The sequence below is a fragment of the Pseudomonas sp. SWRI18 genome, assembly GCF_014268345.1.
Classification (GTDB): Bacteria; Pseudomonadota; Gammaproteobacteria; order Pseudomonadales; family Pseudomonadaceae; genus Aquipseudomonas; species Aquipseudomonas cedrina.
This window is the reverse complement of sequence record NZ_JACCQQ010000006.1, coordinates 1-25,802: the sequence shown is the minus strand read 5'-3', so window position 1 is coordinate 25,802 and position 25,802 is coordinate 1. Positions and strand designations below refer to the sequence as shown.

General features: G+C 62.0%; 21 protein-coding genes. 10 read left to right on the top strand and 11 right to left on the bottom strand.

Annotated features, from left to right (window positions below):
- The first annotated feature begins 114 nt into the window (after positions 1-114).
- The 7 genes from H0Z09_RS08855 to H0Z09_RS08825 all read left to right on the top strand — a co-directional run bounded on the left by H0Z09_RS08855 (position 115) and on the right by H0Z09_RS08825 (position 6,667).
- Positions 115-3,036, top strand: coding sequence for a monovalent cation/H+ antiporter subunit A (locus H0Z09_RS08855; protein ID WP_186689756.1), 2,922 nt, complete (start codon positions 115-117; stop codon positions 3,034-3,036).
- Positions 3,036-3,380: a Na+/H+ antiporter subunit C gene (locus H0Z09_RS08850; RefSeq protein ID WP_003192163.1), complete on the top strand. Its 345-nt coding sequence runs from the start codon at positions 3,036-3,038 to the stop codon at positions 3,378-3,380. The genes H0Z09_RS08855 and H0Z09_RS08850 overlap by 1 nt, the downstream gene beginning before the upstream one ends.
- Complete coding sequence (locus tag H0Z09_RS08845) at positions 3,377-5,059, top strand: monovalent cation/H+ antiporter subunit D (protein WP_186689754.1); 1,683 nt, start codon at positions 3,377-3,379, stop codon at positions 5,057-5,059. Before H0Z09_RS08850 ends, H0Z09_RS08845 begins: the two co-directional genes overlap by 4 nt.
- Complete coding sequence (locus tag H0Z09_RS08840; RefSeq protein WP_186689752.1) at positions 5,056-5,544, top strand: Na+/H+ antiporter subunit E; 489 nt, start codon at positions 5,056-5,058, stop codon at positions 5,542-5,544. The genes H0Z09_RS08845 and H0Z09_RS08840 overlap by 4 nt, the downstream gene beginning before the upstream one ends.
- Complete coding sequence (locus tag H0Z09_RS08835; RefSeq protein WP_186689750.1) at positions 5,541-5,819, top strand: K+/H+ antiporter subunit F; 279 nt, start codon at positions 5,541-5,543, stop codon at positions 5,817-5,819. The genes H0Z09_RS08840 and H0Z09_RS08835 overlap by 4 nt, the downstream gene beginning before the upstream one ends.
- Positions 5,816-6,154, top strand: coding sequence for a Na+/H+ antiporter subunit G (locus H0Z09_RS08830; protein WP_186689748.1), 339 nt, complete (start codon positions 5,816-5,818; stop codon positions 6,152-6,154). Before H0Z09_RS08835 ends, H0Z09_RS08830 begins: the two co-directional genes overlap by 4 nt.
- Positions 6,155-6,337: 183 nt before the next feature.
- Positions 6,338-6,667 (top strand): helix-turn-helix domain-containing protein, encoded by a 330-nt coding sequence (locus H0Z09_RS08825; protein ID WP_186689746.1) that lies wholly within the window; start codon positions 6,338-6,340, stop codon positions 6,665-6,667.
- On the opposite strand, the gene H0Z09_RS08820 is transcribed toward H0Z09_RS08825, so the two are convergent.
- From H0Z09_RS08820 to H0Z09_RS08805, 4 genes are all read right to left on the bottom strand, one after another.
- A complete protein-coding gene (locus H0Z09_RS08820) occupies positions 6,664-7,446 on the bottom strand; it encodes an SDR family oxidoreductase (protein WP_186689739.1) in 783 nt (260 codons plus the stop codon). The two genes, H0Z09_RS08825 and H0Z09_RS08820, sit on opposite strands and share 4 nt — an antisense overlap.
- 335 nt (positions 7,447-7,781) lie before the next feature.
- Positions 7,782-8,327 carry a hypothetical protein gene (locus H0Z09_RS08815; protein ID WP_186689737.1) on the bottom strand — a complete coding sequence of 182 codons (546 nt, stop codon included), beginning with the start codon at positions 8,325-8,327 and terminating at the stop codon, positions 7,782-7,784.
- Between the two features lie 262 nt (positions 8,328-8,589).
- Positions 8,590-9,972: a cysteine--tRNA ligase gene (cysS, locus tag H0Z09_RS08810; protein ID WP_186689735.1), complete on the bottom strand. Its 1,383-nt coding sequence runs from the start codon at positions 9,970-9,972 to the stop codon at positions 8,590-8,592.
- A gap of 18 nt (positions 9,973-9,990) precedes the next feature.
- The gene (locus H0Z09_RS08805; protein ID WP_186689733.1) at positions 9,991-11,691 is read right to left on the bottom strand and encodes a glutamine--tRNA ligase/YqeY domain fusion protein; all 1,701 of its coding nucleotides are present in this window, start codon (positions 11,689-11,691) and stop codon (positions 9,991-9,993) included.
- A 248-nt stretch (positions 11,692-11,939) separates the two neighbouring features.
- Between H0Z09_RS08805 and H0Z09_RS08800 the strand changes: the two genes are divergently transcribed.
- Both H0Z09_RS08800 and lpxH read left to right on the top strand, forming a co-directional pair.
- Entirely contained in the window at positions 11,940-12,443 is a 504-nt protein-coding gene (locus H0Z09_RS08800) for a peptidylprolyl isomerase (protein ID WP_186689731.1), read from the top strand.
- On the top strand, positions 12,440-13,189 hold the full coding sequence (gene lpxH / locus H0Z09_RS08795; protein ID WP_186689729.1) for a UDP-2,3-diacylglucosamine diphosphatase: 750 nt from the start codon (positions 12,440-12,442) through the stop codon (positions 13,187-13,189). Before H0Z09_RS08800 ends, lpxH begins: the two co-directional genes overlap by 4 nt.
- Positions 13,190-13,469: 280 nt before the next feature.
- Here lpxH and H0Z09_RS08790 read toward each other — a convergent pair whose 3' ends face one another.
- The 7 genes from H0Z09_RS08790 to H0Z09_RS08760 form a co-directional block, all read right to left on the bottom strand.
- A complete protein-coding gene (locus H0Z09_RS08790) occupies positions 13,470-14,999 on the bottom strand; it encodes a DHA2 family efflux MFS transporter permease subunit (RefSeq protein WP_186689727.1) in 1,530 nt (509 codons plus the stop codon).
- Entirely contained in the window at positions 14,999-16,201 is a 1,203-nt protein-coding gene (locus H0Z09_RS08785; RefSeq protein ID WP_186689725.1) for an HlyD family efflux transporter periplasmic adaptor subunit, read from the bottom strand. Before H0Z09_RS08785 ends, H0Z09_RS08790 begins: the two co-directional genes overlap by 1 nt.
- Before the next feature lie 15 nt (positions 16,202-16,216).
- The gene (locus H0Z09_RS08780; protein ID WP_186689723.1) at positions 16,217-17,668 is read right to left on the bottom strand and encodes an efflux transporter outer membrane subunit; all 1,452 of its coding nucleotides are present in this window, start codon (positions 17,666-17,668) and stop codon (positions 16,217-16,219) included.
- On the bottom strand, positions 17,665-18,138 hold the full coding sequence (locus H0Z09_RS08775; RefSeq protein WP_186689721.1) for a MarR family transcriptional regulator: 474 nt from the start codon (positions 18,136-18,138) through the stop codon (positions 17,665-17,667). The genes H0Z09_RS08780 and H0Z09_RS08775 overlap by 4 nt, the downstream gene beginning before the upstream one ends.
- Positions 18,139-18,525: 387 nt before the next feature.
- Entirely contained in the window at positions 18,526-22,197 is a 3,672-nt protein-coding gene (locus tag H0Z09_RS08770) for a translocation/assembly module TamB domain-containing protein (RefSeq protein ID WP_186689719.1), read from the bottom strand.
- Complete coding sequence (locus tag H0Z09_RS08765) at positions 22,197-23,924, bottom strand: autotransporter assembly complex family protein (RefSeq protein WP_186689717.1); 1,728 nt, start codon at positions 23,922-23,924, stop codon at positions 22,197-22,199. The genes H0Z09_RS08770 and H0Z09_RS08765 overlap by 1 nt, the downstream gene beginning before the upstream one ends.
- 64 nt (positions 23,925-23,988) lie before the next feature.
- Positions 23,989-24,639 carry a GNAT family N-acetyltransferase gene (locus H0Z09_RS08760; protein ID WP_076950855.1) on the bottom strand — a complete coding sequence of 217 codons (651 nt, stop codon included), beginning with the start codon at positions 24,637-24,639 and terminating at the stop codon, positions 23,989-23,991.
- A gap of 169 nt (positions 24,640-24,808) precedes the next feature.
- On the opposite strand from H0Z09_RS08760, the gene xthA reads away from it, so the two are divergent.
- The gene (xthA, locus tag H0Z09_RS08755; protein ID WP_186689715.1) at positions 24,809-25,621 is read left to right on the top strand and encodes an exodeoxyribonuclease III; all 813 of its coding nucleotides are present in this window, start codon (positions 24,809-24,811) and stop codon (positions 25,619-25,621) included.
- The last annotated feature ends 181 nt before the right edge of the window (positions 25,622-25,802 follow it).

The following is a 25,802-nucleotide window of genomic DNA, read 5'->3' as shown; positions in this document are numbered from 1 at the left end:
CATGCCAAACGGAGGTTTTCGGCCTACCTTGTAGGATCCTGCCACATGTTGCCGTTTGGTGATCAAGAAAGCGGCACGTATGATGCATCCCAAACTCCTGCAGACTAGAAGCCTATGTCCCTGATAGTTCTACTGCTTCTGCCCTTCGTTGGCAGCTGTCTCGCGGCCTTGCTGCCGCACAATGCACGTAACACCGAATCCCTGCTGGCCGGCCTCGTGGCCCTGGTCGGTACCCTTCAAGTCGCCCTGCTGTACCCGCAGATCATCCACGGTGGGGTGATCCGTGAAGAATACATGTGGTTGCCCAGCCTCGGGCTGAACTTCGTGTTGCGCATGGACGGGTTTGCCTGGCTGTTCTCGTTGCTGGTGCTGGGCATCGGCACGCTGGTGTCGCTGTATGCGCGTTACTACATGTCGCCGGAAGACCCGGTGCCGCGCTTCTTTGCGTTTTTCCTGGCGTTCATGGGCGCCATGCTCGGGCTGGTGATCTCCGGCAACCTGATCCAGATCGTGTTCTTCTGGGAACTGACCAGCCTGTTCTCGTTCCTGCTGATCGGCTACTGGCACCACCGCGCCGATGCCAGGCGCGGCGCGTACATGGCGTTGATGGTCACTGGCGCCGGCGGCTTGTGCCTGCTGGCGGGCATGATGTTGCTGGGGCATATCGTCGGCAGCTATGACCTGGACCTGGTGCTGGCGGCGGGCGATCAGATTCGCGCGCATGCCCTATACCCGGTCATGCTGGCCCTGGTGCTGGTCGGCGCGCTGAGCAAAAGCGCGCAGTTCCCGTTTCACTTCTGGCTGCCCCACGCGATGGCGGCGCCCACGCCGGTGTCGGCGTATCTGCATTCGGCAACGATGGTGAAGGCCGGCGTGTTCCTGCTGGCCCGCCTGTGGCCGTCGCTGTCCGGCAGCGAAGAATGGTTCTGGATCGTCGGCGGCGCCGGCGCCCTCACCCTGCTCCTCGGCGCTTACTGCGCCATGTTCCAGAATGACCTCAAAGGCCTGCTGGCCTACTCCACCATCAGCCATCTCGGGCTGATCACCTTGTTGCTGGGCCTCAACAGCCCGCTGGCCGCCGTCGCGGCCGTGTTCCATATCCTCAACCACGCGACGTTCAAGGCCTCGCTGTTCATGGCGGCGGGCATCATCGACCACGAAAGCGGCACCCGTGATATCCGCAAGCTCAGCGGCCTGGTGCGGTTGATCCCGTTCACCGCGACCCTGGCGATGGTGGCCAGTGCGTCCATGGCCGGCGTGCCGTTGCTCAACGGTTTCCTGTCCAAAGAGATGTTCTTCGCCGAGACCGTGTTTATCTCCGCGACCGCCTGGGTGGAATTCGCCCTGCCGTTGATCGCCACCGTGGCCGGCACCTTCAGCGTGGCCTACGCCCTGCGCTTCACCGTCGACGTGTTCTTCGGGCCGCCTGCGACCAACCTGCCCCACACCCCACACGAACCGCCGCGCTGGATGCGCGCCCCGGTGGAACTGCTGGTGTTCACTTGCCTGCTGGTGGGGATCTTCCCGGCGCAGGTGGTCGGTTCCATCCTTGCCGCCGCCGCGCTGCCGGTGGTGGGCGGTGTGTTGCCGGAGTACAGCCTGGCGATCTGGCACGGCTGGAATGCACCGATGATCATGAGCCTGGTGGCCATGTCCGGCGGCGTGGTGCTGTACCTGCTGTTGCGCAAGCAGCTCAAGCGTGGCCGCTTCAAGTACCCGCCGGTCATCAGCTACTTCAACGGCAAGCGCGGCTTCGAACGCAGCCTGGTGGTAATGATGCGCGGCGTGCGCAGGATCGAGAAACGCATCAGCACCAAGCGCCTGCAGACCCAGCTGTTCCTGCTGGTACTGGTGGCGGTCATTGGCGGCCTGATCCCGATGCTCGACAGCGGCCTCACGTGGGGCGACCGGCCGAAGATTCCCGGCTCCGTGGTGTTCGTCACCCTGTGGGTGCTGGCGATCGCCTGTGCCCTGGGTGCCGCCTGGCAGGCCAAGTATCACCGGCTCGCGGCCCTGACCATGGTCAGTGTGTGCGGGCTGATGACCTGCGTCACTTTCGTGTGGTTCTCGGCGCCGGACCTGGCGTTGACGCAACTGGTGGTCGAGGTGGTCACCACGGTGCTGATCCTGCTGGGCCTGCGCTGGCTGCCACGGCGGATCGAGGAGGTGTGGCCGCTGCCGAACACCTTGCGCAAGGCGCGGATCCGCCGGGTGCGCGACTTTCTGCTGTCTACCGTGGTGGGCGGCGGCATGGCGTTGCTGTCCTACGCGATGCTGACACGCCAGACGCCTAACGATATTTCCTCGTTCTACCTCAGCCGTGCCCTGCCCGAAGGCGGCGGCAGCAACGTGGTGAATGTAATGCTGGTGGACTTTCGTGGCTTCGATACCTTGGGCGAGATCACCGTGCTCGGTGCCGTGGCGCTGACGGTGTACGCGCTGCTGCGTCGCTTCCGCCCTTCCAGGGAAAGCATGCAGCTGCCCGCGCAACAGCGTCAGTTGGCGCCGGACGTGGCCACCGATCTGGTCAACCCGCGCCAGGCCAGCGACACCGCCCTGGGTTACATGATGGTGCCGGCGGTGCTGGTGCGCCTGCTGCTGCCGATTGCGCTGGTGGTGTCGTTCTACCTGTTCATGCGCGGCCACAACCAACCGGGCGGCGGGTTTGTCGCGGGTCTGGTGATGTCGGTGGCGTTCATCCTGCAATACATGGTCGCCGGTACACAGTGGGTCGAGGCGCAGATGAGCCTGCGGCCGATGCGCTGGATGGGCTTCGGCTTATTCTCCGCGACGCTCACCGGAATCGGCGCGTTGTTTGCCGGGTACCCCTTCCTGACCACCCACACTTGGCACTTGAGCCTGCCCGTGCTGGGCGACATTCATATCGCCAGCGCGCTGTTCTTTGACGTCGGCGTGTACGCCATGGTCGTCGGTTCGACGCTGCTGATGCTCACCGCCCTCGGTCACCAGTCCGTGCGGGCGCACAAACCGAGCAACCAGGCCAAAGTGGTTGCCGCAACCGAAGGAGCCGCCTGATGGAAGAAGTCATCGCAATTGCCATTGGGGTCCTGGCGGCCTCCGGCGTCTGGTTGATCCTGCGCCCGCGAACATTCCAGGTGGTGATGGGCCTGTGCCTGTTGTCGTATGGGGTCAACCTGTTCATTTTCAGCATGGGCAGCCTCTTTATCGGCAAGGAGCCGATCATCAAGGACGGCGTGCCGCAAGACCTGCTCAACTACACCGATCCCCTGCCCCAGGCGCTGGTGCTCACGGCCATCGTGATCAGCTTCGCCATGACCGCCCTGTTCCTGGTGGTACTGCTGGCTTCCCGTGGCCTGACCGGCACGGACCATGTCGACGGCCGGGAGCCCAAGGAATGAACTGGGTCAACCAACTGATCGTTGCGCCTATCCTGTTGCCGTTGCTGACCGCTGCATTGATGTTGATGCTGGGCGAAAAACGCCGCCCACTGAAGGCACAGATCAACCTGGTGTCGAGCATCCTCGGCCTGGGCGTGGCGATCCTGCTGCTGTACTGGACGCAAAAAGGCGGCCCCGGCTCGATCGGCGTGTACCTGCCGGGCAACTGGCAAGTGCCGTTCGGCATTGTGCTGGTGGTTGACCAGCTGTCGGCCTTGATGCTGGTGCTCACCGGCATCATCGGCGTTAGCGCACTGCTGTTCGCCATGGCCCGCTGGGACCGTGCCGGCACCAGTTTCCATGCGCTGTTCCAGATCCAGATGATGGGCCTGTACGGTGCCTTCCTCACCGCCGACCTGTTCAATCTGTTCGTGTTCTTCGAAGTGCTGCTGGCGGCGTCCTATGGCTTGATGCTGCACGGCTCAGGCCGCGCGCGGGTGTCGTCGGGGCTGCATTACATCGCGATCAACCTGCTGGCGTCTTCGTTGTTCCTGATTGGCGCGGCGATGATCTACGGCGTGACCGGTACGCTGAACTTCGCCGACCTGGCGCTGAAAATCCCGCTGGTGCCGGAGGCTGATCGCGGCCTGCTGCACGCGGGTGCGGCGATCCTGGCGACGGCGTTCCTGGCCAAGGCCGGCATGTGGCCGCTGAACTTCTGGCTGGCGCCCGCCTACTCTTCGGCCAGTGCGCCGGTGGCGGCGATGTTTGCGATCATGACCAAGGTCGGCGTGTACACCGTGCTGCGCCTGTGGACCCTGCTGTTCTCCGGCCAGGCCGGTGCATCGGCGTTGTTTGGCGGCGACTGGCTGGTGTATGGCGGCATGGCGACCATCATCTGCGCGGCGCTGGCGATGCTGGCGGCACAGCGCCTGGAGCGCATGGCGAGCCTGAGCATCCTGGTCTCGGCCGGGATTCTGTTGTCCGCCGTGGGTTTCGCCCAGCCCAGCCTGATCGCGGGTGCGCTGTTCTATCTGGTCAGTTCGACCCTGGCATTGAGCGCCCTGTTCTTGCTGGCCGAGCTGATCGAGCGCTCGCGCTCGGCCAACGACCTGCCATTGGATGAAGAAATCGACGCGCTGCCCAAGGCCATGGAATCTCTGCATCCGCGCCCTGGCGTCAACCTGGATGACGAGCAAAAAGCTGTGATCGGCCAGGTGATCCCGTGGACCATGGCGTTCCTCGGCTTGAGCTTTGTTGCCTGCGCGCTGCTGATTATCGGCATGCCGCCGTTGTCCGGGTTTATCGGCAAGCTCAGCCTGCTGAGTGCGCTGCTCAATCCGCTGGGCCTGGGCAATGCGGTGGATGAGCCGATTCGCCCGGCCGCCTGGGGCCTGGTGGCGCTGTTGATCCTGTCCGGCCTGGCCTCGTTGATCGCTTTCGCGCGCTTGGGTATCCAACGCTTCTGGACCCCGGAGGAGCGCCCGTCGCCGCTGTTGCGGCGCTATGAGTGCTTGCCGATCTTCTTCCTGGTCGGCCTGAGCATCCTGCTCACCTTCAAGGCCGAACCGCTGATGCATTACACCCTGGCGACCGCGAAAAACCTGAACAATCCGGAGCAATACGTGATGGCAGTGATGGCCACGCGTCCGGTGCCAAGCCCCGAAGCCAAGGCCGCCGCGCTGGAGGTGCAACCATGAAGCGTCTGCTGCCTGCTCCCTGGCTTTCGCTGGCCCTGTGGGGGTTATGGCTGGTGCTGAACCTGTCCGTCAGCCCCGGCAACCTGCTGCTGGGCGCGCTGCTGGGCCTTGTTGCGCCGCTGATGATGGCGCCGCTGCGCCCGCAACCGATCAGCCTGCGCCGCCCCGGCGTGATCCTGCGTCTGTTGCTGCGGGTGGGCCGCGACGTGATTGTCTCCAACCTGCAAGTGGCCCGGGGCGTGCTGACGTGCGGCTCGCGCCCGCCGCGCGCGCGGTTCATCAAGATCCCCATGGACCTGCACAGCCCCAACGGCCTCGCGGCGCTGGCGATGATCACCACGGTGATCCCCGGCACCATCTGGTCGGAACTGGCGCTGGACCGCAGCGTCCTGCTGCTGCACGTGTTCGACCTGGACGATGAGACGCAGTTTATCGAGCACTTCAAATCCGCCTACGAACGGCCCCTGATGGAGATCTTCGAATGAGCGCCCTGCTCGCCAATGCGGTCCTGTTCAGCCTGTTCCTGTTCTCGCTGGCCATGGTGCTGACCCTGATTCGCCTGTTCAAAGGCCCCTCGGCGCAAGACCGGGTGCTGGCGCTGGACTATCTGTACATTCTCGCGATGCTGATGATGCTGGTGCTGGGCATTCGCTATGCCAGTGACACCTACTTCGAAGCGGCACTGCTGATCGCACTGTTCGGCTTCGTCGGCTCGTTTGCCTTGGCCAAATTCCTGCTGCGTGGGGAGGTGATTGAATGATGCCGTTATGGATGGAAATCATCGTCGGGCTGCTGCTGGTCTTGAGCAGCGTGTTTGCGCTGATCGGTGCGCTTGGGTTGTTGCGCATGAAAGATTTCTTCCAACGCATGCACCCGCCGGCGCTGGCCTCGACGCTCGGCGCGTGGTGCGTGGCGTTGGCGTCGATTATCTACTTTTCGGTGCTCAAGTCCGGGCCGGTGCTGCACGGGTGGTTGATTCCGATTTTGCTGTCGATCACGGTGCCGGTCACAACATTGCTGCTGGCGCGAACGGCGCTGTTTCGCAAGCGTATGGCGGGTGATGATGTGCCGGCAGAAGTCAGCAGCCGCCGCTGATTCATCAAATGAACACAGTGCAAAATGTGGGAGCTGGCTTGCCTGCGATGAGGGCGTGTCAGCCACCGAAAATGTTGGCTGACCCACCGCTATCGCAGGCAAGCCAGCTCCCACAGTTGGATCGATGCCAGGCAATGGATCGGATTCGCGACGCCCATTCCGGCGATTTCCAGGAAGTACGCAATGAGCAAAACCTACACCCCCGCCACCGCCGCGGCCGACGTCGAAACCACCCTCGCCTGGCTCGGCGGGCGCTGGAAGCTGATCATCCTGTTTCACCTGTTTGGTGGTCAGGTGCAGCGCTATTCCGACCTTGAGCGACTGATCCCGGAGATCTCGCAAAAGATGCTTGCCCAACAACTGCGCCAGCTCGAAGCCGACGGCCTGGTGCACCGCACGGTCTACCCGGTGGTGCCACCCAAGGTCGAATACCGCATGACAGAATGGGGCCAGAGCCTGTGCCCGGTGCTCGACGGACTGCTCAAATGGCAGGCCGCCAAGCCTGCGAACTAGACCGTGGGCACCGTGCCGCCGTCGATCACATATTCAGTGCCGCTGATCGAAGCGGCGCGCGGCGATACCAGGAATGCGATCAAATCGGCCACTTCCTCGGGTTTGGCCGGGCGCCCAAGGGGAATACCACCCAACGCCTCCATGATGATTTGTTTGCCGCCTTCGTAATCCGTACCCGCCTCCTGCGCCAGACGCTCCGCCAGGGCCACCGCCGCATCCGTTTCCACCCAGCCCGGCGACACGCGCACCACCCGCACGCCCTTGGGCGTCACTTCTTTAGACAGGCTCTTGCTGTAGGTCGCCAATGCCGCCTTGGCAGCGGCGTAGGCCGTGGTCGATTCGGGCAATGGCAACACCCGTTGGATCGAAGTGACGTGAATAATCACCCCCGCCCCACGCTCGACCATCCCTGGCAGCAACGCCCGGTCCACCCGCACGGCCGCCATCAGGTTCTGGTTCAGCGCATTCGCCCATTGCTCATCATCGAGCACCGCAAACCCACCGCCCGGCGCGCTGGAACCACCAAGCACATTGACGATGATATCCACGCCGCCAAACCGATCCTTCACCGCCTCGGTGGCGCTCACGCAACCCTCGGCCGTGCCTAGGTCAGCGGCGATGAAATGCACGCCTTCGGGCGTCGAATCCGCCGCCGAACGCGCGACCGAAATCACTTGGGCGCCTTGCTCATGCAACACGGCGACCACTGCAGCACCGATACCCTTGGTGCCACCGGTGACCAGCGCGCGAAGCCCATCTAGTCCGAGATCAAAGCTCATGAAACCTACTCCTGGGTAAATAAAGGTCTCAGGATAGGAACGGGACGAACAGGCCACAAGAACGCACAGAAAGGTAATGGGCTCACTGAAAAGTAAGTACCTGAATTCAGCGGGATGCCGAAGAACTCATGACGCAAAGAATTTTCCGACATCTTTTTAGGAGGGCCCTCTGAAGATGGCTGCCAAATCTTTGGTGGTCGTTGCAAATTCAGCGACCGGGTTTTGCTGCGTGGTTAAACGCTAGACGCACTGCGCCCACCTCAAGATTGCAGGCGCCTAGAGTTACGGCCTGTGAACCTGCGTACAACGGCCGCTTGGTTGTCGTTTCGCAGCTATCAGTAATCTTTCAAGGCGATTTGAGACTTTTCTATAGGCGTGAGCATCCACTCAAGATTCCCCTGCCCGAACCCTGCCCCGGAAGGCACCATGAAATAGCCGGAAGCCACAAATAATCCCCCGTGCTCGTCTTGACGACAGGTCGCGAACTTATCATTCATCCAAACACCATTTCTGTCATCAACACGATCAGGGTGAGAAAAATAATAAGTGGTACTGGTGCACATTGTCCCCTCTTCGCAATCATCATGACGAACAACCAATGCATTTGACGGCGACTCTATAACAGGTAAATCTGTTTCCACCCGAGTTCGGCAAAGCGCAATCGACAACTGAACTATTTTATTAACGTTTTTATCCAGAAAAGCATCCAGCTTATCAACGTCTGCTCGATCAACTATCTCCAGATCAAGCTGCTGCATCTGTTTCTTTTGCAAATTCAGAGCATCCGGGTAAAAAACAGCCAACACCCCCAATATTGTCGCTATTACACCGGCAATGGAGCTGACTGCAACCCAGACTTTCTTTTTTAAACTTACACTCACGCTACTCTCCTTGAAGTCTATATTCCTGTAAACAAACCGTTATTAGTCGATCACTTCCTTTCGTATCGGAGTTGGGAGCGAGAACGTAAGTGATATGACACTCGACCTAACCAAGACGATGATAGCCAAAAGCCACCGACGCAATATTAGTATAACCAGAAAAAGCCCTCAACAGCGCCAAGACAGATGCACTGAACAAGACGCAAAAAAAACGCCCCGAACCAGTCGGGGCGTTTTTCATTCTGCGTGCAGCAACCAACCGTCAGTCAGCCAACCGCCACGTCGTCCCACCCTTCCCGTCTTCCAACACCACGCCCATCGCGGTCAGTTGGTCACGGATACGGTCGGATTCCGCCCAGTCTTTACCAGCACGCGCAGCCAGACGCGCCTGGATCAAGGCATCCACTTGCGCCGCATCCACACGCCCTTCGGCGCCGGCTTGCAGGAAGTCATCGGCCTCCATCTGCAACACGCCCAGCACACTGGCCAACTCTTTCAAGCGTGCCGCCAGACCCGCCGCTGCGTCGATATCCGTCTCACGCAGGCGGTTGATCTCGCGCACCATCTCGAACAAAACAGCGCAGGCTTCCGGGGTGCCGAAGTCGTCGTTCATGACTTCGGTGAAACGTGCCACGAAGGCGTCGCCGCCGGCAGGCGCCACAGCGGGCAAACCTTTCAACGCGTGGTAGAACCGTTCCAGGGCGCCCTTGGCGTCCTTGAGGTTGTCTTCCGAGTAGTTGATGGCGCTGCGGTAGTGGCTCGACACCAGCAGGTAACGCACAACCTCAGGATGATACTTTTCCAGCACGTCGCGAATGGTGAAGAAGTTGTTCAAGGACTTGGACATCTTCTCGCCATTGATGCGGATCATGCCGCAGTGCATCCAGGCGTTGGCGTAGGTCTTGCCGGTGGCGGCTTCGCTCTGGGCGATTTCGTTTTCGTGGTGCGGGAACTCCAGGTCGCTGCCGCCGCCATGAATGTCGAAGGTCTCGCCCAGGCAGCAGGTGGACATCACCGAGCATTCGATGTGCCAGCCCGGACGCCCGGCGCCCCATGGCGATTCCCAGCTGGGCTCGCCCGGCTTGGTGGCTTTCCACAGCACGAAGTCGAGCGGGTCTTGCTTGGCTTCGTCGACTTCGATACGCGCGCCGATGCGCAGGTCTTCGATCTTCTTGCGCGACAGCTTGCCGTAGCCCATGAACTTGGCGACGCGGTAGTACACGTCGCCATTGCCTGGGGCGTAGGCGTAGCCCTTGTCGATCAGGGTCTGGATCATCGCGTGCATGCCGGGGATGTGGTCCGTGGCACGCGGTTCCATGTCCGGCTTGAGGATGTTGAGGCGGGCCTCGTCCTCGTGCATCGCGGCGATCATGCGCTCGGTCAGCGCATCGAACGCCTCGCCGTTTTCGTTGGCGCGGTTGATGATCTTGTCGTCGATGTCGGTGATGTTGCGCACGTAGGTCAAATCATAGCCGCTGAAACGCAACCAGCGGGTCACCAGGTCGAAGGCAACCATGCTGCGGCCGTGGCCGATGTGGCAGTAGTCGTACACGGTCATGCCGCACACGTACATGCGCACCTTGTTGCCATCGAGCGGCTTGAAGACTTCTTTGGTCTTGCTGAGTGTGTTGTAGATCGTTAGCACAACGGCTTCCTTAGAGAATCACTGGCCCCACGAATCACGCAAGGTCACGGTACGGTTGAATACCGGCCGACCGGGTTTCGAGTCCTTGATATCCGCGCAGAAGTAACCTTCGCGCTCGAACTGGAAACGGTCTTCCGGCTGTGCGTCGCCAAGCGATGGCTCGGCACGACAACCAGTGAGTACTTGCAGGGAGTCAGGGTTGATGTTGTCCAAGAAGCTCGCGCTGTCTTCGGCCTTTTCAGGATTCGGCGAGCGGAACAGACGATCGTACAAGCGCACTTCGCATTCGATGCTGGCCGCGGCCGGCACCCAGTGGACCACGCCCTTGACCTTGCGGCCCTCGGGGTTCTTGCCCAGGGTGTCAGGGTCGTAGGAGCAACGCAGTTCGACGATGTTGCCGTCGGCGTCCTTGATCGTTTCATCGGCACGGATCACGTAGCTGCCGCGCAGGCGCACTTCGCCGTTCGGTTCCAGGCGCTTGTAGCCTTTTGGCGGCTCTTCCATGAAGTCATCGCGGTCGATGTAGATTTCGCGGGCGAACGGCAGCTTGCGCACGCCGAGTGCTTCGTTTTGCGGGTGACGCGGCAACTCGAGGTTGTCGACCTTGTCTTCCGGGTAATTGGTGATCACGACTTTCAACGGACGCAGCACGCACATGGCGCGCGGGGCGTTCGCGTCGAGGTCCTGGCGGATGCTGAACTCGAGCATGCCGAAGTCGACCACGCCGTCGGAACGGTTGGTGCCGACCATGTCGCAGAAGTTGCGGATCGACGCCGGGGTGTAGCCGCGACGGCGGAAGCCCGACAGGGTCGACATGCGCGGGTCGTCCCAGCCATGCACGTGCTTCTCATCCACCAGTTGCTTGAGCTTGCGCTTGCTGGTGATCGTGTAGTTGAGGTTCAGGCGGCTGAATTCGTACTGGCGCGGCTGGGCCGGCACCGGCAGGTTGCTCAGGAACCACTCGTACAGCGGGCGATGGCTTTCGAACTCCAGGGTGCAGATGGAATGCGTGATGCCTTCGATGGCGTCCGACTGGCCGTGGGTGAAGTCGTAGTTGGGGTAGATGCACCACTTGTCACCGGTCTGGTGGTGATGGGCATGGCGGATGCGGTACATGATCGGGTCGCGCAGGTTCATGTTCGGCGAGGCCATGTCGATCTTGGCGCGCAGGACGCGGGCGCCGTCCGCGAACTCACCGGCGCGCATGCGGTTGAACCAGTCGAGGTTCTCTTCCACCGAACGGTCGCGGAACGGGCTGTTCTTGCCCGGCTCGGTCAGGGTGCCACGGTATTCCTTGGCCTGCTCGGGGGACAGGTCGTCGACGTAGGCCTTGCCGGCCTTGATCAGCTCGACCGCCCAGTCGAACAACTGGTCGAAGTATTGCGAGGCGTAGCGCACTTCACCGGACCATTGGAAGCCCAGCCACTTGATGTCGCTTTCGATGGCGTCGATGTATTCCTGGTCTTCCTTGGCCGGGTTGGTGTCGTCGAAACGCAGGTGCGTGACGCCCCCGAACTCCTGGGCCAGGCCGAAGTTCACACAGATCGACTTGGCGTGACCGATGTGCAGGTAGCCGTTGGGCTCCGGCGGGAAGCGGGTGACGATCTGCGTGTGCTTGCCCGAATCCAGGTCCGCCTGGATGATCGGGCGCAGGAAATTGACCGGGACCGCAGGTCCGGCCTTGGCATTCGAGGTAGGGTCGACAGTGGGCTTGCTCATAGGATCCTTGAACAGACAAGTACATGGCCGGGCTAGGCCGACAAAACAAAGGCGATATCATAGCCGATGCTGTCAAGCACCTGACAGGGCAGCACCGAAAACTGCTGCATTTATTGCACCGGCGGTAAAAAACCACCTCGAAATTCCTGGCAGGCACGCTAAACTGCGCGCCTTGGCCGCCGTTTCGCCAAACCGGTCGTGGTGCCAAGGCACCCAAACCCACGAATTCCCTGAAAAGAGTAGTGAACATGACTCAAGTCAAACTGACCACCAACCACGGTGACATCGTCATCGAGCTGAACGCCGAGAAAGCGCCGATCACCGTCGCCAACTTCATCGAATACGTTAAGGCCGGCCACTACGAAAACACCGTTTTCCACCGTGTCATCGGCAACTTCATGGTCCAGGGCGGCGGTTTCGAGCCTGGCATGAAAGAAAAGAAAGACAAGCGTCCAAGCATCCAGAACGAAGCGGACAACGGCCTTTCCAACGACAAGTACACCGTCGCCATGGCCCGTACCATGGAGCCGCATTCGGCCTCCGCGCAGTTCTTCATCAACGTCGCCGACAACGCCTTCCTCAACCACACCGGCAAGAACGTGCAGGGTTGGGGTTACGCCGTGTTCGGTAAAGTCACCGAAGGCCAGGACGTGGTCGACAAGATCAAAGGCGTGCAGACCACCGGCAAGGCCGGCCACCAGGACGTTCCGGTAGAAGACGTTATCGTCGAGAAAGCCGAGATCGTTGGGTGATATTGCTGATTTCAGATTTGCATCTGGAAGAGGGACGCCCGGACATCACCCGGGCGTTTCTGGATCTGCTCCACGGCCGCGCCCGTGGCGCCCAGGCGTTGTACATTCTGGGGGACTTCTTCGAGGCCTGGATTGGCGACGATGGGATGACACCGTTCCAACGCTCGATTTGCGCAGCCCTGCGCGAACTCAGCGACAGCGGCACCCCGATTTTCATCATGCACGGCAATCGCGATTTCCTGATCGGCAAGGCGTTCTGCAAAGCGGCAGGCGCCACCTTGCTCAAGGACCCGAGTGTCGTGCAGCTGCATGGCGAACCCGTGCTGTTGATGCACGGCGACAGCCTCTGCACCCGCGACGTCGGCTACATGAAGCTGCGACGCATCCTACGCAACCCGGTTGTGCTGTTTATCCTGCGCCATCTGCCGTTGGGCACACGGCACAGGCTGGCGCGCAAACTGCGCAGCGAAAGCCGTGCGCAGACGCGCATGAAAGCCAACGACATCGTCGATGTGACCGCCGAGGAAGTGCCTCGGGTGATGCAGCACTTTGGCGTGCGCACCCTGGTCCACGGCCACACCCACCGCCCTGCCATCCATAAGCTGCAGATTGGCGACCAGGCGGCCAAGCGCATTGTGCTGGGGGATTGGGACAAGCAAGGCTGGGCGTTGCAAGTGGATGAACAAGGGTTTGCGCTGGCGGCGTTTGACTTCGTCAATCCGCAGTTGGCGTTGCCTGGCGCCTGACGAGCAAGCAACACAAATCACCCGTGGGAGCTGGCTTGCCTGCGATAGCCATATCGTTCAGAAGCTGACGAATCTCTCTGTAGTGAGCGGGCTTGCCCCGCGCTGGGTGGCGAAGCCGCCCCAATAAAGGCACCGCCGAGTTCCAGATAGAACCAGGTCGTCTGGATTGGGGCCGCTTCGCAGCCCAGCGCGGGGCAAGCCCGCTCACTACAGGGTAGCTTCTGCGGCCTCAATGCGATGCAGGCAAGCCAGCTTCCCACAGTGGATTGCATTTCAACGCTCAATGGCCCGAAGCTTCCGGCCCGGCCTTGGCGCCGAACGGCGGTTTGGCCAGCCACACCAGCAGCATCAAGCCCGCGAAGATCCATCCCATCAACGTGAAGTAGTCCACGGTGGACATCATGTACGCCTGGCTGGTGAGGATCTGATCCAACTGCGCATATGCCTTCTGCCCCGTCCCGCCGAGCGCTTGTATCGCGTCGCGCGTGGTCGAGTCATAGGTGGTCATGTTTTCGCTCATGTACGCATGGTGCTGGTCCGCCCGGCGAATCCATATCCAGGTGGTGAGCGAGGCCGCGAAGCTGCCGCCCAATGTGCGCAGGAAGGTCGCCAGGCCTGCGCCGTCGGCGATCTGCTGCGGCGGCAGGTCGGACATCAGGATGCTCAAGGTCGGCATGAAAAACAGCGCCACACCGATCCCCATGAACAACTGCACCAGGGCAATGTGGGTGAAATCCACCTCATTGGTGAAACCGGCGCGCATGAAGCAGCTTAAGCCCATCGCCAGGAACGACAACCCCGCCAGCAGCCGCAGGTCGAACTTGTGCGCATATTTGCCCACGAACGGTGACATCAACACAGGCAGAATGCCGATCGGCGCCACCGCCAGGCCCGCCCAGGTGGCGGTGTAGCCCATCTGGGTTTGCAGCCACTGCGGCAGGATCAGGTTGATACCGAAGAAGCCCGCATAACCGCCGATCAACACAATGGTGCCGATGCGGAAGTTGCGGTAGGCAAACAATCGCAGGTTAACCACCGGGTGTTTGTCGGTCATTTCCCAGATGATGAACACCGCCAGGGCAATCACCGAAATTGCCGCGCCAATGATGATGAAGTTGGATTCGAACCAATCCAGGTCATTGCCCTTGTCGAGGATGATCTGCAAGGCGCCGACCCCGACGATCAGGCTCAACAGTCCCACATAGTCCATCGGCTGGTAACTGGTGACCACCGGCCGTTTCTTCAGCTGTGCACGCACCACCATCGCCGCGAAGATGCCGATGGGCACGTTGATGAAGAAGATCCACGGCCAACTGTAGCTGTCGGTGATCCAGCCACCGAGAATCGGGCCTGCAATCGGTGCCACCACCGTGACCATAGCCAATAACGCCAAGGCCATGCCACGCCTGGCCGGCGGGTACACCGCGATCAGCAGCGTCTGGGTCATCGGGTACAGCGGCCCGGCCACCAGGCCTTGCAGCACGCGAAAGCCGATCAGCTCGGGCATCGAAGTCGAAATACCGCAGAGGAACGAGGCCAGCACGAACAGGATGGTCGCCCACAGAAACAGCTTCACCTCGCCAAAGCGGCGGCTCAGCCAACCGGTAAGCGGCAAGGCAATGGCGTTGCTCACCGCAAACGAGGTGATCACCCAGGTGCCCTGCTCCGAACTCACGCCGAGGTTGCCCGAAATGGTCGGCAACGCCACGTTGGCGATGGTGGTGTCGAGCACCTGCATAAAGGTCGCCAGCGACAGGCCGATAGTGGCCATCAACAGGCTGGGTGGCGTGAAGGAGGCGTTATTGCTCATCAGCGTTGCGCAGCCTTGGGCGCGGCGCTGCTGTTGTCATGGATCAACTGGGTGATCATCGCGTCAGCCTCGGCCAATTGGCGGTCGTACACGTTGGTGGTGAACGAGGCCTTTTGCGGCGGTTGTTGCGCCAGCACCGGGCCGCTCTGGTCGTGCAGGTCCACATTGACCACGGTGGAGAGGCCCACGCGCAGCGGGTGTTTGGCCAGCTCTTCGGCGTTGATATGGATGCGCACCGGCACCCGTTGCACGATCTTGATCCAGTTGCCGGTGGCGTTCTGCGCAGGCAGCAGGGCGAATGCGCTGCCGGTGCCGGCGCCCAGGCTGTCCACGGTGCCGCTGTACTTTACGTCACTGCCGTAGATGTCCGACTCGATGTCCACCGGCTGGCCAATGCGCATGTCGCGCAGTTGGGTCTCCTTGAAGTTGGCGTCGATCCACAGCTGGTTCAGCGGGATCACCGCCATCAACGCCGTGCCGGGTTGCACGCGCTGGCCCAATTGCACAGTGCGCTTGGCCACGTAGCCGGTGACCGGCGCAATCAAGGTGCTGCGCGCATTAGTCAGATAGGCCTGGCGCAATTGCGCGGCGGCGGCCTGCACATCCGGGTGGGACGAGATCACCGTGTCATCCACCAGGGCATTGGTGGATTTGAGTTGCTGCTCAAGGTTGGTCAGCGCGTTCTTCGCCGCGGTCAGGCTGTCACGGGCGTGAGACAGTTCTTCCTGGGAGATCGCGCCGCCCTGGGCCAGAGTCTTGCGTCGGTTGTAGTTGTCCTGGGCGGTTTGCACGTCGGCTTTCTGTGCGTTGACCTGGGCCTTCATGCCATCGACGTTGCTGTACAAGCCCCGCACCTGACGCACGGTGCGGGCCAGGTTGGCCTGGGCACTTTGCAGGCCGACGGCGGCGTCGTTGGGGTCGAAATTGATCAGCACCTGGCCTTCATGGACCAGGTCGCCATCGTCGGCGCCGATGCTGACCACGGTGCCGGTGACCAGCGGGGTGATTTCCACCACGTTGCCGTTCACATAGGCGTCGTCGGTGCTTTCGTTGAAGCGCCCGTAGAGTTCATACCAGCCCCACACGCCGACAATGGCGAGAATGACGACCAGCGCGAGGCCGATCAGCATCACTTTGCGTTTGCGCGGATTGTTGTCTTGCTTGGGTTGTTCAGTTGCGTTGTTGCTGTCGGCAGTGGCCATGACAAATACCTCAAATTATTCCGAGCGTGTGGCGGGGGTGGTTGCGGCCACGTTGTTGGCGCCATAGCCGCCACCCAGTGCCTGCATCAATTGAATCGACAGATCGATCTGCGCGGCATTCAGGCTCGCCAGCTGGCGCTGGGCCTGCAGCAATTGCTGCTCGATGCTGAGCACATCCAGGTAGTTACCAATCCCGGCGCTGTAGCGCTGCACGCTAGTGTCGTAGGACTGCTGGGCAATGTCCGCTGCGTGTTGCTGGGCCTGGATCTGCCGGCCGGTGTCGCGCAGTTGCGAGAGGGTGGTGCCGATATCGCCCAGGGCTTGCACCAAAGTCTTGTTGTACTGCGCCACCGCAAGGTCGTAGTCGGCGTCGCGGGCATCGAGATCGGCACGCAGGCGGCCGCCGTCGAAGATCGGCAGCGAGATCGTCGGTGCAATATTGAAGAAGCGGCTGGCTGGACCGAACATCGCATCGCCCAGCAACGACTCGGCCCCGGCGCTCGCGCTCAGGTTGAGGTTGGGGTAGAAGCGGGTCTTGCTCGCATCGATGTTGCGGGCCGCCGCTTCGACGCGCCAGCGCGCGGCGATCAGGTCCGGGCGCCGACCCAGCAGCTCGGCGGGCAGCACCGAAGGCACGGCGACCGCGCCGGGTTTGAGCACGGTGGGCCGGGCCAGCTCGTTGCCGCGGTCCGGGCCTTTGCCGAGTAGCACTGCCAGGGCGATTTTCGCGCTTTGCAGCTGTTTTTCCGCATCGATCAGTTGCGACTGCGAGCTGGCTTCCAGGCTCTCGGTCTGCTGGTACTGGTACTGACTGTCGATGCCCGAATCCAGGCGACGCTTGCTCAGGTCGAGCATCTGCCGGGTGCGTTTGAGGTCATCATTGGCCAGGTCGCGCACGATATGCGCCTGGCCCAGGTCGCTGTAGGCCTTGGCGACGTTGGCGGCCAGGGTCAGGCGCGCCGCCTGCTGATCGACCTGGGCGGCACGGGCCTCGCCCAGCGCGGCTTCCCAGGCGGCGCGCTGGCCACCCCAGAGGTCGAAGTTGTAATTGAAGCTGGCGCCGATGTTGCGCACGGTCGAATAGGCGTCGCCTTCGCCGCGCGGGTCCTGGTCTCTGGCCAGGCGTGAACGGCTGACACCGGCGCTGGCATCCAGGGTCGGCATGCGCTCGGCGTTGGCGGCGTAAGCGGCGGCTTCGGCCTGGTGAGCCCGGGCGCTGGCCACTTGCATGTCGGGGCTGTTGTGCAGGGCTTCCTGGATCAGGCCGTCGAGCTGCGGGTCGCCGAGGCTTTTCCACCAATCGGTGCTGGGCCAGGCGGCGCTCGACAGGGTCACGCCGTTCAGGGACTGCCCGGTGTGCAGGGTATTGGCGTCCAGGCGCTTGCCTTGGGTATCGAGGCCGCTGTAGTTGGCGCAACCGGCCATGCTCATGGCCGCGAGCACCAGGCAAAGGGCACGTGTGTTCATGTGTTACCTACCCGCTGCAGAGTGATGGGATCACCGGCAGCTACCAGAATTTTCTTGAGGATGCGTTCCAGGGTTTCCAGCTCGCCAGGCTCCAGTGCGCCGGCCAGCTGGTTCAACGCCTGGGCGCCGATCTGCGGCAGCATGTCCGCCAGGCGCTGGCCGCCGGCGGTCAGCACCAACTGCACCTGGCGGCGATCCAGCTCGGAGCGTTTGCGGCTGAGCAAGTCTTTTTGCTCCAGGCGGTCGAGCATCCGCGTCATCGAACCGCTGTCCAGGGACAGGTGGCGGCACAGCTCTGCCGGGGTGTCGACGCCGAACTGGGCCATGATGATCAACACCTTGAACTGCGCGGCGGTGATGCCGTGGGGTTCCATGTGGGTGTCGATGATGCGGTCCTTGAGAATCGCGGCGCGCCCCAGCAGTAGGCCGAGGTGGCAGTTATGGAAATTTTCAGGGGTGAAGTGCGGCATCGAGAGTCACCTTATTACTGCCTAGGCAGTGAATGTGTGACGAGATATTACTGCTTAGGCAGCGAATGTCAAATGGAATTATTAGCTTGCTTGCTACTTGCATGGCTAGCAGGTTGAAATGCAGATAATTGTGGGAGCTGGCTTGCCTGCGATGGTCATAGCTAGCTACGCATTTCGTGCGGCCGCATGGCCAATTTGTAGTGAGCGGGCTTGCCCCGCGCTGGGTGGCGAAGCCGCCCCAAAACAAGTCGCCCCAATTTAACCTGACACACCGCGGCGGTCCGATTGGGGCGGCTTCGCCACCCAGCGCGGGACAAGCCCGCTCACTACAGAGAAATTTGTCAGTTTTGAGGTCATGTGGAATCCACATTTTTGACCGAGTACGGATCAGAAATCGCGCTTGTAGAAAATGTCGAGAGAACTGGCAACGCCGCTCGCCACTTCCAGATACACCTTCTTGCTCAATAGATAGCGCAAGGCAATGGTGCTGGCCGGCTCGAACACGCCCATGCCGTAACGCAGGCTGAGTTTCTCCGTGATCTTGCCACTGGCCACCACGGCGGTCTTATTGCCGCTGCCCTGGGTATCGAGGTCGAAATCCTGGATGCCCAGTTTGTTGGCCAGGTCTGACGTAACCCCGGCGCTGCCCATCAACCCCAGGCCCAGCGCGGCCTGGGCCAGCATGTTGTTGTCTTCACCGGTGGTGCTCAACGGACGCCCCAGCACCAGGTAGGACAGCGCCTGTTCCTGGCTCATGGCCGGTTCAGAGAAGATTTGTGTGGCGGGGTGTTCGGCGCTGCCGCTCAGGCGGATGCCGGCGACCACCTCGTCGGTCTTGCGGATCGCTTCGATGTCCAGGTACGGCTGGTCCAACGGTCCCGCGAACAACAGCCGTGCCCGTCGCACATCGAGTTTCTGGCCGTAGGCGCGGTAGCGACCGTCGTTCAGCCATAGCTCGCCACGGGTGTCGAGGTTGTCGCCGATATGCACGTGGCCCTGCACCTTGGCGGTGAGGCCGAAGCCCGAGAAGTTGAGCCGCTCTTCACCCACCACCACGTCGATATCCATGGCCATGGCCATCGCGGGCTTGCCCTCTTCGGTCTGGCTGCCGACGATCACGGTGTCGTTCGAGACCTTGACGGTAGACGGTGGCAATTCGCGCACCGTGATATCTCCACGCGGTATGTGCACCTTGCCGGCGACGGCCAGCTTGTCGTCCTTCAGGCTGATGGTCAGGTCGGGCGCCACTTCCAGCACCGCGTAAGGCTCGACCGTCACCGGCAGTTGCGCGCCTTGCAGGCTGAGATTCATCGCCAGGGCCTGGCCCCAGTCGATCCGGCCCTTGAGGCTGCCCTGCCCGGCCTTGCCACTGCGCCAGCCGCCGTTGAGCTGCACGCTGTCGCCGGCGATCAGCGCCTGCACGTTCAGGTCTTCCAGGCTTATGGGCAGTTCCGGGCCGGAAACCTCACCGCCCACCAGGTTGACGCTGCCGTTGACCTGAGGCGCCAGCAAGCCACCGGAGAGACGACCGCTGCCATTGAGCTTGCCGCTGAGGGTCTCCACCATCGGCACGAATGGCCGTGCCACCGCGAGGTCAAGGCCAACCAGGCTGAAGTTGCCCGTGATCGGCTTGTCTTTCGGCAAGGGGTTGATCTGCGCCTGCAACAGCAGCTCGCCGAGCTTGCCGCCATGGAAGTTCAACTGCGTGTCGATGCGCTTGGGGTTGAGGGTGGTTTCCAGCTTCAGGGTGTCGTAGGGGAAATCCAGCCACTGGTGCTTGTCCTTGACGCGCAAGGTGCCGCCGCTGGCATCCACCGAGACCAGGCCTTTGGGGCCGCTGTCGGGCAGGTCCAGTTGCAGGTCGGCGTTGAGCTTGCCCTGCCAGGCAAAATCCTTGGGCATGAACGCCGCCAGGCTGTCGACGGGAAATTGCTTGAGATGGTAGCGCAGCTTCGGCTCGGGCATCAGGCGCTGGTCTTCGCCGCACAGGCTGGCGGCCCCGGACACCCAGCAGTGCGCGGCAAACGTCAATTTGCCATCGGCCAGACGCTCGATCTTCGCCGGCGCCTGCAGCTTCCAGTCCTGGCCGCCAGCTTGCACATCGCCACTGGCCAGGCGCCCGCGCCAATTGCCGTGGTCGAGGTTGCCATCCAACGCCAGCGCCAGCTTGACCAACGGGCCGGCCAAATCCAGCTGGACCTTTTGCTGCTTGATATCGCCCTGGGCGCTGGCGGTCAGGGTGCCGACCTGGGTGTCACCGGATTGGATACCGCTGCCCTTGAGGTCGAGCCTGGCGCGCTGAGCATTATCGAGGCTGGCGTCGAGGGTAAGGTTCTGCAGACGATTGTCGGCAAACGCCAGTTGCTGGCCCTTGAAGGCGAGTTTGCCTTGCGGCGCCTTGAGGCTGCCGGCCACGTCGAGGCGGCCGTTGACTTGCCCGCGTAACTGCGGCCACAGCTGGGCCAGGCGCGCCAATTTGATATCGATCTGGCCAGCCAGGCGTTGCTGCAGGCTGCCGCTGCCATTGATGCGGTTATCGCCGAGGCGAACATCCAGGTTGGCGAGCGTCCACTGCTCGCCCGCGCCTTCGGCCTTGGCCGCCAGCACCGCGGTTTGCCCACGCAGGCGGCCCTTGAGATCGAGGTCGGCATTGAGCTTGAGTTGCTCGTTCTTGAACTCGCCCTTGCTGCGCAACGGCCCGGCCAGGGTGCCGGGCAACTCAGCCACCCAATACGCAGGGTTCAGTGCCGACAGGTCCAGGGCCGTGTCCCAGGCAATGCCATCGGCGAATTGCAGGTTGAGGTGGCCTTCGGCCTTGCCCTGGCCGGCGCTGAGTTTCAGTTCAGGCAGGAAGAGTTGCTTGAGGTCGCCACTGAACGGTGTGACCACATTGAATTTGCCGGCGGGGCCATCGAGATCGGCCTTGAGATTGCCCAGGTAGTTGCCGTCTTTGTAGGAAATCTCACCGTTGAACGTACGGAGCGCGACGTGTGGCTCATCGATCAGCGGATAGAGGCGATGCCAGGGGAAGTCTTGCCAATCGACCTTGGCGTCGGCGCTGAAGCCTTGCTGCCAGTCCAACTGCGCCGCGAGGTTCAGGCTTTGCTTGTCACCGGCGCTCAAGTACAACCTGGCGATCTGCGCCCCCCTGGCGTCGACCCTGCCCTGCACAAGCAATCCCACCGGGCCTTTCTCCGCCGGGAGCACGGCTTTCCCAAGCAGTAGGTAACCGTTTTTCAAATCCCCCTTGGCGCTAAGGTCGAGTTGGTTGAGTTGCAGGGTGTCCGGCAAGTCGGCGCTGGGCTTGAAGCCGTTCGCGGTGATGTGCAATCGGGCCGGAAGGTTTTGCGCCAGGGGTTGCAGTTCGCCCGTGAGCTTGGCCGGCAGGTAGCCCGTACTGTCGGCGTCGAGCTTGAGGGTCTTGAGCAGGTCGCCATCGATCTTGAGCGCGACATTCCACGCAACGCCGCCCGGCGCGTAGGGCAGGCTCAGGTTACCGCTGGCGGCCAACGGCCAGTCGCCAGCGGGTTGCAGCAGGCCGGCCAGGTCCAGCACCAGGTCGTCGCGTTGCAGGTGCAACGAATCGATGCGCAGGCCGGCAGCGGTCCAATGCGCGGCCAATTGCAGGCCCTTGAGTTCTTCAGTGCCGTTGAACAGCAGGCTACCGACGCGGACCTCGCCCAATTGGATGGCCAGCGGCAGGTCCAGGTCGGGGAGTTGGATCGGTCCGCTGCTGTCCTCGGTACCCGGCGGGAATTGCAGGCTGACCTGTTCCACATCCAAGCGGTCGATGCACAAGGTCATGCGCAACAGGCACGCCGGCGACCAATCCAGCAACGGTGCCTGGAGTTCGACACGGCTGCCGCCCTGTTGCCACAACAGATGGTCGGCGCTCCACTGGCCGCCCAAATGCCCCTGGAAGTTCTCCACGCTCAAACCCGGTACGCGGCCCAACGCCCAGCGGCTGCCCGCCTGGGTGCCCAGCACCGTCCACAGCGCCAGTAGCAGCACGGCAAGGATGGCCACTACGGCCAGCCCGGCTATTTTCACACCACGCATCACAGCTCAGGCCCCATGGAAAAGTGCAAGCGAATGCCGCCCGGATCTTCGAGGGCATGGGCCAGGTCAAGGCGGATCGGACCGACCGGCGACACCCAGCGCACGCCTACGCCCACACCGGTTTTCAGGCTGGGCAAATCCAGGTTGTTGAAGGAGTTGCCCTGGTCGATAAAGGTCGCGATCCGCCATTTATCGGTGATGGAATATTGATACTCGGCGCTCAGGGCCACCATGTAGCGCCCGCCGATGCGTTCGCCCCGGTTGTTCTTGGGCGACAGCGTCTGGTACGCGTAGCCGCGTACGCTCTGGTCGCCACCGGCAAAGAAACGCAGTGACGGCGGCACCGACTGGTAGCCGTTGGTGGCGCTGCCGCCCACCTGCGCGCGCGCCAGGAAGCGGTGATTGTCCCACAGGGTGGTCAGGCCTTTGACCATGGCGGTGCCGTAAAGCAGGTTGGTGTCGGAGCCCAGACCTTCCTTGGCGACCTTGGCATCGAACGCCAGGCGATAGCCATTGTGCGGATCGATGCGGTTGTCGCTGCGCAGGTACGAATAGTTGATACCCGGCATCACCAGGTTGCTCAGGCCCGAGTCGTCGCCCAGGCGATATTCTTCGCGCTGGTACTTGAGCGAGATCACCCGGGTCCAGCCGCTGGGCAACTTGCTGTGCCATTCGGGGCCGAGGGTGAGCAATTTACTCAGGGTATCGGTGTCGGCGATTTCTTCATTCTGATAGCCCCCGGCAAAACGCAGTTTGTCGGTCAGCGGCGGGTCCAGCGGGATGTCGTACCACAGTCCGACGTTCTGGCGCGGCGCCGACAGCTCGGCCTCCCAACCGTAACTATGCCCTTGGGGGTTGACCCAATGGCGGGTCCAGTTGGCCCGGCCGCGTGGGCCGACGTCGGTGGAGAACCCAAGACCCAGGCCCATGGTGCGCGGCTTGCGGGTCTCCAGGCGCACGGCCACCGGGATGATGTCGTCGGTCGAAGCCGCAGGCGCGGCGTCCACGCGCACGCCTTCGAAAAAGCCGCTGGCCTGCAGGTTCTGGTTAAGCTCGGCGATCAATTCGGAATCGTAGGGCGTGCCGCTTTTGAACGGCACCATGCGTTGCAGCAGGTCGTCGTCGAACGGCGTATCGCCGGCAAAGCTGACTTTACCCAGGGCGTAGCGCGGGCCACTGTCGTAGATGAGTTCGATATCGGCGACACCGGCCTGCGGGTCTACCGAGAGTGTCTGCCGGGTAAAGCGCCCGCTGAAAAAGCCGTAGCGCGAGGCCTGGTTCTGGATCAGGCGCTTGGCGTCTTCGTAGTGGCCATGGTTGAGCACCGCGCCGGACTTTAAGTCGTCGCTGACGGGCACGCGAAACGCCTTGAGGTCGGCGGCCTGGCCGTCGACCCGGATGGTCACGTTGCGCAAATGCACCGGTTCGCCGGGGTCGATGGTCAGGACAAGGCGCGGAGTCTCGCCGCCCTTCACCTCACTGTCGATCCGGGGTTGATAGAAGCCCAAGGCCTGGGCGGCCTTGCGCGCCTGCTCTTCGGCACCACGGCTGAAGCGCAGCAAGGCCTCTTCATCACGATCGCCGACCCCGCCGATGTAGCCTTCGATGTTGGCTTTCAACGCGTCGTTCGAAGGCTTGATCCGCACGTCCAATTCGCTTTGCGCCAAGGCACCGCAGCTTGTGAACAGCAGAATCAAGCCGCTGGTAAATCTTCCTGGAAACTTCATAGGCGCGGATGCTACACGAGCTGGGGAGAATTTTAGAACTCAGACATTTCTGAAAAATTCTGAGTTAAACCGTAGCCGCCTGTACCGCCTGGGGGTTGGGATGGAAAAACACGTGTTCCAGGATAGGGCCTACGGCGACCTCACCAATTTCCTCGTAGCCCTGGCGCTTATAGAAATCCAGGTAGCGTGAATTGCCCGTATCCAGCACCACGCCGGATGAATGCGGGTCTTCGGCGCACCAATTGTGTACCGCCTCCAGTAACTGCTCGCCGTAGTGTTTGCCCTGGAACTGCGGGTGGATGCCCAACAAGGGCAGCACATGCACCGACTCGCTGGGCAGGCAGGCCAGTACCGCGTGATGGTAGTCGAGGTAACGCCGCGTGCCGCGCACGCCGGTGCTCAGCCACATGCGAATTTGCCAGGCCCAGCTCTCGGTGATCCCCAGGCGTCGCTGCGGTGGTGCGATCAGGGCGATGCCGATCAGCCGGTCGTTGACGAACAAGCCGATAGCGGGAAGTTTCTGAAAGAAATGCTGCTTGACCAACTCGCGCACGGTGGCGCGTACCCGTTGCTCGTAGCCCGCACGCTCGGCTTCGAAGATGTAGGCAAAGGTCGGTTCGTGACGATAGGCTTGATACAGCAGGGAGCGGGCCTCGCGGGAATAGCCGCTGTTGAGCAGGCGAATTTCGGCAGTGGCGGTCAACGTGTCAGACATACAATGAATCTCCCTGGGCACCGCGCGAAAGGCGGCGTGCTCATGGGTACGAACCCAAGCGGCACGAGTCGTTCCCAGACATTAGCAGCGCAACGGCCATACCGCCACGCTGGCCCCCGTCCGACTTGTCCGCTAGCATCGCCCTTTTGCCAGGACGTCACCTGCGACCATGAAAATCGTTTCCTTCAACATTAACGGGCTGCGCGCCCGCCCTCATCAGCTGGCGGCGCTGATCGAGAAGCACCAACCGGATGTGATCGGCCTGCAGGAAACCAAGGTGCACGACGACCAGTTCCCGTTGGCCGAAGTACAAGCCCTGGGCTATCACGTGTACTACCACGGCCAGAAAGGTCACTACGGCGTGGCCATGCTTTCGCGCCTGCCGGCGCTGAGCCTGCATAAAGGCTTTGCCAGCGACGAAGAAGACGCCCAGCGCCGGTTTATCTGGGGCACTTTCGCCGATGAAAACGGCGATCCGGTGACCATCATGAACGGTTATTTCCCCCAGGGCGAAAGCCGCGACCACCCGACCAAGTTCCCGGCCAAGCAGCGCTTTTATGAAGACCTGCAGCAGTTGCTCGAAAGCCAGTTCAGCAATGACCAGGCGCTGGTGGTCATGGGTGACGTGAATATTTCCCCGGAAGATTGCGACATCGGCATCGGTGCCGACAACGCAAAGCGTTGGCTCAAGACCGGCAAGTGCAGCTTCCTGCCGGAAGAGCGCGAGTGGATGGCCCGCCTGAAGAACTGGGGCCTGGTGGACAGCTTCCGCCACCTGAACCCGGACGTGGTCGACCGATTCAGCTGGTTCGACTACCGCAGCCGCGGCTTTGAAGATGAGCCCAAGCGCGGACTGCGGATTGACGTGATCCTGGCGTCCAATGGTTTGCTGGGGCGGGTCAAGGATGCAGGTGTGGATTACGAGCTGCGCGGGTTGGAAAAGCCGTCGGATCATGCGCCGATCTGGCTTGAACTGAGCTGAACTAAAGGCTGGTGAATATCTAATGTGGGAGCTGGCTTGCCTGCGATAGCCATAGGTATCTACACAACCCTCAAAGGCTGACAAATCTCTCTGTAGTGAGCGGGCTTGTCCCGCGCTGGGTGGCGAAGCCGCCCCAATAAAGGCATCGCCGAGCTTCAGGTAGAATCCGGTCGCCTGGTTT

What these genes read in the sequence shown, in the direction of transcription:
- H0Z09_RS08855 (WP_186689756.1), top strand. Translation starts at nt 115, where the DNA reads ATGTCCCTGATAGTTCTACTGCTTCTGCCCTTCGTTGGCAGCTGTCTC.
- H0Z09_RS08850 (WP_003192163.1), top strand. Translation starts at nt 3,036, where the DNA reads ATGGAAGAAGTCATCGCAATTGCCATTGGGGTCCTGGCGGCCTCCGGC.
- H0Z09_RS08845 (WP_186689754.1), top strand. Translation starts at nt 3,377, where the DNA reads ATGAACTGGGTCAACCAACTGATCGTTGCGCCTATCCTGTTGCCGTTG.
- H0Z09_RS08840 (WP_186689752.1), top strand. Translation starts at nt 5,056, where the DNA reads ATGAAGCGTCTGCTGCCTGCTCCCTGGCTTTCGCTGGCCCTGTGGGGG.
- H0Z09_RS08835 (WP_186689750.1), top strand. Translation starts at nt 5,541, where the DNA reads ATGAGCGCCCTGCTCGCCAATGCGGTCCTGTTCAGCCTGTTCCTGTTC.
- H0Z09_RS08830 (WP_186689748.1), top strand. Translation starts at nt 5,816, where the DNA reads ATGATGCCGTTATGGATGGAAATCATCGTCGGGCTGCTGCTGGTCTTG.
- H0Z09_RS08825 (WP_186689746.1), top strand. Translation starts at nt 6,338, where the DNA reads ATGAGCAAAACCTACACCCCCGCCACCGCCGCGGCCGACGTCGAAACC.
- H0Z09_RS08820 (WP_186689739.1), bottom strand. Translation starts at nt 7,446, where the DNA reads ATGAGCTTTGATCTCGGACTAGATGGGCTTCGCGCGCTGGTCACCGGT.
- H0Z09_RS08805 (WP_186689733.1), bottom strand. Translation starts at nt 11,691, where the DNA reads ATGAGCAAGCCCACTGTCGACCCTACCTCGAATGCCAAGGCCGGACCT.
- H0Z09_RS08800 (WP_186689731.1), top strand. Translation starts at nt 11,940, where the DNA reads ATGACTCAAGTCAAACTGACCACCAACCACGGTGACATCGTCATCGAG.
- H0Z09_RS08790 (WP_186689727.1), bottom strand. Translation starts at nt 14,999, where the DNA reads ATGAGCAATAACGCCTCCTTCACGCCACCCAGCCTGTTGATGGCCACT.
- H0Z09_RS08785 (WP_186689725.1), bottom strand. Translation starts at nt 16,201, where the DNA reads ATGGCCACTGCCGACAGCAACAACGCAACTGAACAACCCAAGCAAGAC.
- H0Z09_RS08780 (WP_186689723.1), bottom strand. Translation starts at nt 17,668, where the DNA reads ATGAACACACGTGCCCTTTGCCTGGTGCTCGCGGCCATGAGCATGGCC.
- H0Z09_RS08775 (WP_186689721.1), bottom strand. Translation starts at nt 18,138, where the DNA reads ATGCCGCACTTCACCCCTGAAAATTTCCATAACTGCCACCTCGGCCTA.
- H0Z09_RS08770 (WP_186689719.1), bottom strand. Translation starts at nt 22,197, where the DNA reads ATGCGTGGTGTGAAAATAGCCGGGCTGGCCGTAGTGGCCATCCTTGCC.
- H0Z09_RS08765 (WP_186689717.1), bottom strand. Translation starts at nt 23,924, where the DNA reads ATGAAGTTTCCAGGAAGATTTACCAGCGGCTTGATTCTGCTGTTCACA.
- H0Z09_RS08760 (WP_076950855.1), bottom strand. Translation starts at nt 24,639, where the DNA reads ATGTCTGACACGTTGACCGCCACTGCCGAAATTCGCCTGCTCAACAGC.
- xthA (WP_186689715.1), top strand. Translation starts at nt 24,809, where the DNA reads ATGAAAATCGTTTCCTTCAACATTAACGGGCTGCGCGCCCGCCCTCAT.